The organism is Comamonas testosteroni (genome assembly GCF_000761245.1).
GTDB lineage: Bacteria > Pseudomonadota > Gammaproteobacteria > Burkholderiales > Burkholderiaceae_C > Comamonas > Comamonas testosteroni_C.
In genome coordinates, this window is the sequence record NZ_AWOR01000051.1 from 60,388 (window position 1) to 67,993 (window position 7,606).

Below are 7,606 nucleotides of genomic sequence, written 5' to 3' on the forward strand. Positions count from 1 at the left end.
CGACCGTCATGGAAAACGTCCTGCCTGCCTATGCGGAGCTGCGGTGCATCTCCAATTTCACCTTCCTGCGTGGGGCCAGCCGGCCGGAGGAACTCGTAGAGCGTGCCCAGGAGCTCGGCTACAGCGCCCTGGCCATTACAGACGAGTGTTCGATGGCTGGTGTGGTGCGCGCACACGTTGCAGCCAAACAAGCGGGCTTGAAGCTGCTGATGGGCGCACAGTTCAGCATCCAGCCGCGTAATAGCAGCGAGGCACGATTCACCCTGGTGGCACTGGCCCAGAATCTCAACGGCTACGGCAATCTGTGCCAGTTCATCACCAAGCTGCGCCGCTCTTCCGAAAAGGGGACATATCGGCTCGATCTCGATGAGATCGATGGGAAGGAGCTTCGCGACAACCTGGTGCTGCTGTGTCCAGAGCGCTGCGCGACAGACCCACAGCTAGCCGCCATGGGCGGCTGGGCTTTGACACATTTCACGGGCCGCTGCTGGATTGGTGTGGATCTGGTGCGCCGGCTGGATGATGAGCTGTGGCTCCATCGCATGCGGGAGCTGTCCGATCTAACCGCATTGCCGCTCGTGGCCGTGGGCGACGTGCATATGCATGTGCGCTCGCGCAAACCCCTGCAGGACGTGCTGACGGCCACGCGCGTCGGCAAGCCGCTCACTGAATGCGGCTATGCGCTCCAACGCAGTGCGGAGCGGCACTTGCGCAGCCGGCTACGGCTGGCCCAAACATTCCCCGCAGAGCTGCTGGCTCAAACGCTGAGGGTCGCTGAGCGCTGCAAATTCAGTCTGGACGAACTGCGCTACCAATACCCTGATGAAGTCGTGCCTGCAGGGCACACGGCCGCCAGCTATTTGCGCCAGGCGACCTACGAGGGCGCAGGGCGGCGCTGGCCAGGCGGCATCCCAGAGAAGGTACAGCACCAGATCGAGCACGAGCTGGAGTTGATCTGCGAGTTGAAGTACGAACCGTACTTCCTCACGGTCTATGACATCGTGGCATTTGCCCGGTCGCGCAACATCCTCTGTCAAGGCCGGGGCTCCGCAGCCAACAGCGTAGTCTGCTACTGCCTGGGCGTGACGGAGGTAGATCCCGCGCGCATGTCCGTGCTCTTCGAGCGTTTCATCAGCCGGGAGCGCAACGAGCCACCCGACATCGACATCGACTTTGAGCACCAGCGCCGGGAAGAGGTCATTCAGTACCTGTACCAGAAGTACGGCCGCGACCGCGCTGCGCTGACGGCTGCCGTCATTTCCTATCGGCCTCGATCCGCCATCCGCGATGTGGGCAAGGCCTTGGGCTTCGAGCTCGAAGTGGTCGACGCCATTGCCAAGGGTCAGCAGTGGTTCGACGGCCGCAGCATTCGTCAGGAACGTTTCGATGAGCTCGGCATGGACACGAGCTCGCTGGCGGTGCAGCAGCTCATCACCTTGACGGAGCAGTTGATCGGCTTCCCACGGCATCTTTCCCAGCACACCGGCGGCTTCGTGCTCACGCGAGATCTGCTGTGCAGGATGGTTCCAGTAGAAAACGCCTCGATGCCGGATCGCACAGTGATCGAATGGGACAAGGATGATCTGGATGCGGCAGGCCTGCTCAAGGTTGATGTGTTGGCCCTGGGCATGCTGTCGGCCATCCGACGAGCATTGGAGTTCATCAGCCGGCGCCGTGGCTTCAATTTTTCGATGCAGGACATTCCTGCAGAGGACAAGGCTACCTACGACATGATTTGCCGTGCAGACACGGTTGGCGTGTTCCAGATCGAGAGCCGCGCGCAGATGACGATGCTGCCACGCTTAAAACCCAGGCGCTTCTACGACCTGGTGATCGAGGTGGCCATCGTGCGGCCTGGCCCGATTCAGGGCGGCATGGTGCACCCGTATTTGCGCCGACGCCAGGGCATTGACCCCGTGAGCTACCCGAGCGAAGCGCTAAAGGAGGCCTTGGGCCGCACCTTGGGCGTGCCCGTGTTTCAGGAGCAGGTCATGCAGGTGGCCATGCTTGCGGCAGGTTTCACTGCAGGCGAGGCCGATGGCCTGCGCCGAGCCATGGCAGCCTGGAAGCGCAAAGGTGGCCTCGAAAAGTATTACGACAAGATCGTGCACGGCATGACCTCACGCGGCTACGAGCGCGAGTTCGCAGAGCAAATTTTTGAGCAGATCAAAGGTTTCAGCGAATATGGGTTCCCAGAAAGTCACGCGGCCAGCTTCGCTCTGCTGGTCTATGCCAGCTGCTGGATCAAGCGCCATGAGCCTGCCGCATTCCTTGCGGCCATGCTCAACAGTCAGCCGCTGGGGTTCTATTCCGCCAGCCAGCTGGTCCAGGACGCGCGCCGCCACGGCGTCGAAGTACGACCTGTCGACGTGATGCACAGCGAGGTGGACTGTACGATCGAAGACATCGAATCCAAGCCAGCTGTTCGGCTTGGCCTGCGCCTTATCTCCAGCCTGCGCAGCACCAGCGCGCAGCGTATTGCACAGGAGCGTCATCGAGCACCGTTCGACACCGCTGAGCAACTTGCCATGCGTGTGCGTCTACAGCAACACGAGATGAAGGTTCTAGCGGCTGCAGGTGCCCTGGCCACGCTATCTGGGCACCGTCGCCAACAGGTTTGGGATGCCGCAGCCATGCACGCCGCGCCAGAGCTACTAGAGGTGGCCACGGTTGACGAAGCTTTCCTGGAACTGCCGGCAGCGCCCGAGGGAGAGGAGGTGCTATGGGACTTCGCCTCGACAGGCCTGACGCTGCGCAGTCACCCCATGCGCCTTCTGCGGCCGCGGCTGAACAAGTACAAGCTCAAGACCTCCAGGCAGCTGCGCACTGTCGTCAGCGGCGAGCGAGTGCGGACTGCCGGCATCGTGACGCTGAGGCAACAACCGGGCACGGCCAACGGCACGGTTTTCGTCTCGCTGGAAGACGAGGAGGGCAGCACACAGGTCATTGTCTGGCGCGACGTGCGCGATGAGCAGCGCCAGGTGCTGCTAGGGTCACGCCTTCTTGCAGTCGAAGGGCGTTGGCAGCGCCAAGGACAAGTGTGCAACCTGATCGCTGAGCGACTGGCTGATCTGTCCCATCTCTTGGGCCGTCTTTCCACCGAGAGCCGAGAATTTAAATGAGGATCGGGCATGATTGGCGACCTATGAAATTCAAAGCAAATACAAGCGAAATCGCACCATCAGCTGTACTTCGCTACGGGACCTGGTTGGGTTACTTAGAAAATATGGATCTGCCTTTTACACCGGAAAACTACAAAATTACTCAAGTAGCAGATGACCGTTGGAGCGTCACCGATCTTGCTGGCAAGCAGGTCTACCTCGGTATTGGGCCTGTGGAGCTGGTGGCGGCCTAGACGCAATTCTGGTTGAACTGACCACCTGTGCCGGTTGCTGCTGACTAGGCTGCTGGTCGTGACCGACTGAGTTCGGCCAGAAGTAGCCCTTGAATGCATTCTCGCAAGTGAAGGCTTCAGGCTGATCTGAAATCCTTTTCTCCTAGCCAGATAGCCTCGCGTACTCAACCACTCAACTTATCTCACTCTCGGGCCAGGAGTTATCGCACCGCGCTTCCCCACGGGTGAGGAAGTGATCAACAAGCATTGCTAATCGTTCTTACTTTACTTTCATGCTAGAGCGTCTCCTACATTGAAGACGGCTATCAAAAAATAATATTTATTGCATAGATTAACTGCGGTGCATGCACCTAACACCTGAGTTCAAGAGGCCATATGTCTAGGGAGAGCGCGTCACCTGTCACTAAACATGTCATCCCTATGGATGAGGTGTTGATTCGGACAGCGCTATCAAAATCGATGCTCTACAAGCTCTTGCGTCAGGACAGGTTTCCTCACCCAACGCCGATGAGCAATAGAAGCATTGGCTGGTTCGAGGCTGATATTGATAACTGGCTACAGGCTAGAAAAGCAGCTCGCCAAGTCAATCTCGCACTCCCCCTCGTCTACATGGCGGGCAGGATGGGAGAGCCTGTAGAAAACAAGAAGTCAGGCGGGGACCTTTCTTGCTGGGGAATCTTCGATGTTTCCAAATCCAGTGCCCTCGGTGCTTTAGGAACGGAAAGCTCGGAAGCTGAGGTACTGATCGCGCCGCCGCAAGAAATGGTCTTTTATGGAACGCGCACAAGGTTCATGTACTCGGGCCCCTGGAAGGCCAGAGGCAGCGACTACGGGTACATGCATGGAGTGACTTCGTGCTCGCCTGATATAGCTCAGAACGCGGCATACCGTGGAGCGCTCCAAGGCATTTCACGGGCTGATGTAGTTGTGGCCTATCTCGAAGATCTGGAAGGCTATGACACTCTGGTTGAGATTGGCTACGCCCGGGCGGCTGGTAAGAGGGTGATCGTGATTACTTCACCGGCACTTCATAAGCCACCGCTTAACGATGGTTGGGGTAGCGGGCTCTGGTTTGCTATCCGGGCTGCGGATCGGCACATTGAATTGCCGGACCACTCTGGCAGCACCTCAAAGGAGCACTGGCAAGTGGCTCATGCACAAGCAGCAATGATGATTGCGGAGTGGTATCCAGGCACTATGGTCTCTACCGCCTAAAGCCTTGCCCATATCCAGGTTGCCAAGGCTTTTGAACATTACCAAACAGGGCTGCACAATTGAAAGCAGTCAGGTAAAAATCGTCTTCAACCTTACGAATAAATTCTCTTATCAAAAATACTCAATCAAAGAATATCTGTAAGAAAAATTCCATTTATCTCGAACTTGAAATTCACACAAAAAATCGGTTTTAAATGATACCTGTCAGCATCGCATATCTGACAGCTTGTGCTCTGGTTCTGACCTGCATTTTTCCATAAATATTTTTTACATGTGTTGCCACGGTCAAAGGGCTGATTTCCAGGTAGGACGATATCTCTTGAGTGGTTTTTCCTTGAGCTATCAACTTCAATATATCTATTTCTCTTTCAGTCAGTGACTCAAATTTTTTATGCGTGAAGATTTTTTCTCCCTGCATAGCTGCATTAAATATTTTTGGAATGATTTTTTTCGCCACCCGGGGAGATATCGCAGCTCCACCATTGGCTACTTCCAGCACGGCCTGCAAATAGCTTCCAAACCACGAATTCTTCACCAGGTATCCAACAGCGCCTCTCTTAAGAGCATCCATGGCCGCATCGTCGCTTTCACTTGCAGAAATTGCGATGCATAGCACGTCAGGCCTTTTTAGCTGGATGGACTCCAGCAGCTCAGCTCCTTGGCCTTCGCCAATAGACAGGTCGATGAGGAGTACGTCGAACTCTTGTGAAAAGACGTTCTTACGAGCCTCTTTGTAGCTGGACGCCTGCCCTACAAGAAGAGTGCGCGGGTCACGCATGAGCTCCTGCGCGATTACGTTCCTGATGTGTCTGTCTTCGTCGACCAGAAAGACTCGCACAGGTTGGCTCTGCTGACCCTTCATGTCGGATGGCCACATGCCACCGAAAGCAATAGATGCGCCTTCAGTTCTGCCGACGTCAGACCGTGAGCTCATAGATGCGTCGGATAGATACATGTGACACCCCAGCAGGTAGATGGATTGGTTGGAAGTCACGCGAAAAATAAAATTTCCCTTTTTAAAAATCCACTAAAAGTAAATAAAGAAATACGTAGTTTATATTTTTACAAATTAAAACTATAATATGTGGTATCGATTAAAGTAGATGCGTGAAAAATAGATATAAACCCTTTGTTGTTGAAACATTAGACATGGAAAGTAAACAGAAATACAAATTACTTTTTTTAACACTGTAAGAATTTTCCCATGGATGCTATTTCTTCAATAGCGCACCATGTATAAAACACAATAACTTAATCAGTTTTTTATTGAATTAATTTAGTTAAGAAAATATTTTTAAACAGGGTATTACTGTTTCTCAGTCATTTTCTGAAACTGCCACTACCGAACGCTTGTTTTGGAACGTAACCAAGCACTCCAGAACTTGTTGACGGTTAACAGGGGACTTTTGCATATCTGCAAATGGTCTTTTGCTCACACACACTCTCTCTTTCACTTGTCTGAAAACTCGCTATTCAAAGGAACGATCATGAAAAAGTCTGTGATTGCCATGGCGGTTATTGCGTTGGCTGGTGTTGCATCTGCTGCTGTGAGCAGCTCAAGTATTGCTGCTACCAACACGACGTCGAGCGCATCGTCTGCCACGATGTCGGGTGCGGCCAGCTCGGGCAACGGAAGTGCGCTGAGCATGAATAGTGCAACCTCCGGAGCAACGTCGAATGCAAACGCTGCTGGTGGCGCTATCGGTGCAGGCGGTTTTGGCATCGGTGGAGCAGCTGTCGGCGGTAGCGCAACTACCTTCGGTAATGTGAAGAGCCTTTCCGCCACCTCTGGCAACGGTGTTGCGGGCGGCGTAGCGGCTACCAATGCCAATGCGGGCTCGGCTGCTGCTGCCGGCTATAACGCAGGACCTGTCAACGGCACTGCCTTTGGCGGCGCCTCTTCTCAGACCGCGAATGTTGCTGCAACTGGCGCCGGCCCCGGCGGCGGCCTGGCCTACGTCCACAACAATGCGGGCACCACCTCTGGCTACAACGCCACATCGGGAGCCGTTTCCTCACCTTGGGGCTCGCTGACCAATACCACATCGAACGCAGGCTCTGTGGGTACCGTCCATCAGAATGCCGGCTCTTGGGGTAACGCTGGCTACTTCTCCAACGGCGGTGGCACCTCCGGTACTGCCGGTGCAGGCTCAACGGCCAATGCCAACTAAGGCAGCTATCCCAAGATAGTTGTGTTTGTCCCGGGCCTAGCTGCCTGGCCGGGCTCGGGCAACGTAGGAGCAAAGCATGAAACTCTCCATAGCTCTGTTAAGTCTTTGCGTTCCTTTGTGCAGCTATGCGCAAAGTGCCGACAGCAGCGCGCAAAGCTCCTCTAACTCCTCATCAGTAGGGGCACAGCAGAACCAGTCAGTCACCATTGTCAATCCGGTTGCATCTCCGGCAGAGAGCCGATCAACGGCCATGATGGAAAGCCGATCCACGTCAACCTCCGACCAGAACATCACAACAAACGGCACGACCACTCAGAACCTGAACAGCACGGTGTCCGGGACGTCCAAGAACATCGTCGAGTACACCGGCACATATACACTGAAGAACGTTCCCAGCGTGGGCGGCCCCAATCTCACGACCAGCAATGACACCTGCATGGGCAGCAGCAGCGGCAGTGCCAACGGCCCTGGCTTTGGCGTGAGCTTCGGCACAACCTGGACGGACGAGCATTGCAAGCGCCTGAAAATGAGCCGTGAGCTCTGGAACAAGGGCATGAAGGCAGCCTCGCTGGCAATGGACTGCATGGATCCCGCTGCTCGCGTGGCACTGGAGATCACGGGTTCGAAATGCCCGCAATCCATGACCGCAGATGAGCGCCGGAACAACTACGGGCCGGATGCTTCGGCACAGGGTAGCGTAACCCCTGCTGTGCCGCCCTCAGAGGCTCAGTCAAGCTTCGCGCCTGAGGTCACTCGCCCCACGGCTATCACCTCTGTGATGGATGACCCACGTACAGCACAGCTGTATGGCAATTAGTGGGCGTGATTCCTAACCTAGGAGGCCGCTATGGGCAAGACTCTAGCT

6 protein-coding genes are annotated in these 7,606 nt (G+C 55.4%); 5 read left to right on the forward strand and 1 reads right to left on the reverse strand.

All coding sequences use genetic code 11. From position 1 onward, the window contains the following. Window positions 1–8 precede the first annotated feature (8 nt). The 3 genes from P353_RS15435 (at window position 9) to P353_RS15445 (ending at window position 4,570) form a co-directional block, all read left to right on the forward strand. A complete protein-coding gene (locus P353_RS15435; RefSeq protein WP_034371190.1) occupies window positions 9–3,122 on the forward strand; it encodes an error-prone DNA polymerase in 3,114 nt (1,037 codons plus the stop codon). 23 nt (window positions 3,123–3,145) lie between these two features. Beyond that, a complete protein-coding gene (locus tag P353_RS15440; protein ID WP_034371192.1) occupies window positions 3,146–3,355 on the forward strand; it encodes a hypothetical protein in 210 nt (69 codons plus the stop codon). A gap of 420 nt (window positions 3,356–3,775) precedes the next feature. Then, the gene (locus tag P353_RS15445) at window positions 3,776–4,570 is read left to right on the forward strand and encodes an AlpA family phage regulatory protein (RefSeq protein ID WP_232776545.1); all 795 of its coding nucleotides are present in this window, start codon (window positions 3,776–3,778) and stop codon (window positions 4,568–4,570) included. A gap of 190 nt (window positions 4,571–4,760) precedes the next feature. Here the strand turns inward: P353_RS15445 and P353_RS15450 are convergent, their stop codons facing one another. Next, window positions 4,761–5,447, reverse strand: coding sequence for a LuxR C-terminal-related transcriptional regulator (locus P353_RS15450; RefSeq protein ID WP_034371198.1), 687 nt, complete (start codon window positions 5,445–5,447; stop codon window positions 4,761–4,763). A 670-nt stretch (window positions 5,448–6,117) separates the two neighbouring features. Between P353_RS15450 and P353_RS29570 the strand changes: the two genes are divergently transcribed. Together P353_RS29570 and P353_RS29575 are read left to right on the forward strand one after the other, a co-directional pair. Next, window positions 6,118–6,741 (forward strand): hypothetical protein, encoded by a 624-nt coding sequence (locus P353_RS29570; RefSeq protein ID WP_232776547.1) that lies wholly within the window; start codon window positions 6,118–6,120, stop codon window positions 6,739–6,741. Between the two features lie 250 nt (window positions 6,742–6,991). Further along, complete coding sequence (locus tag P353_RS29575; protein WP_232776549.1) at window positions 6,992–7,558, forward strand: GcrA family cell cycle regulator; 567 nt, start codon at window positions 6,992–6,994, stop codon at window positions 7,556–7,558. The last annotated feature ends 48 nt before the right edge of the window (window positions 7,559–7,606 follow it).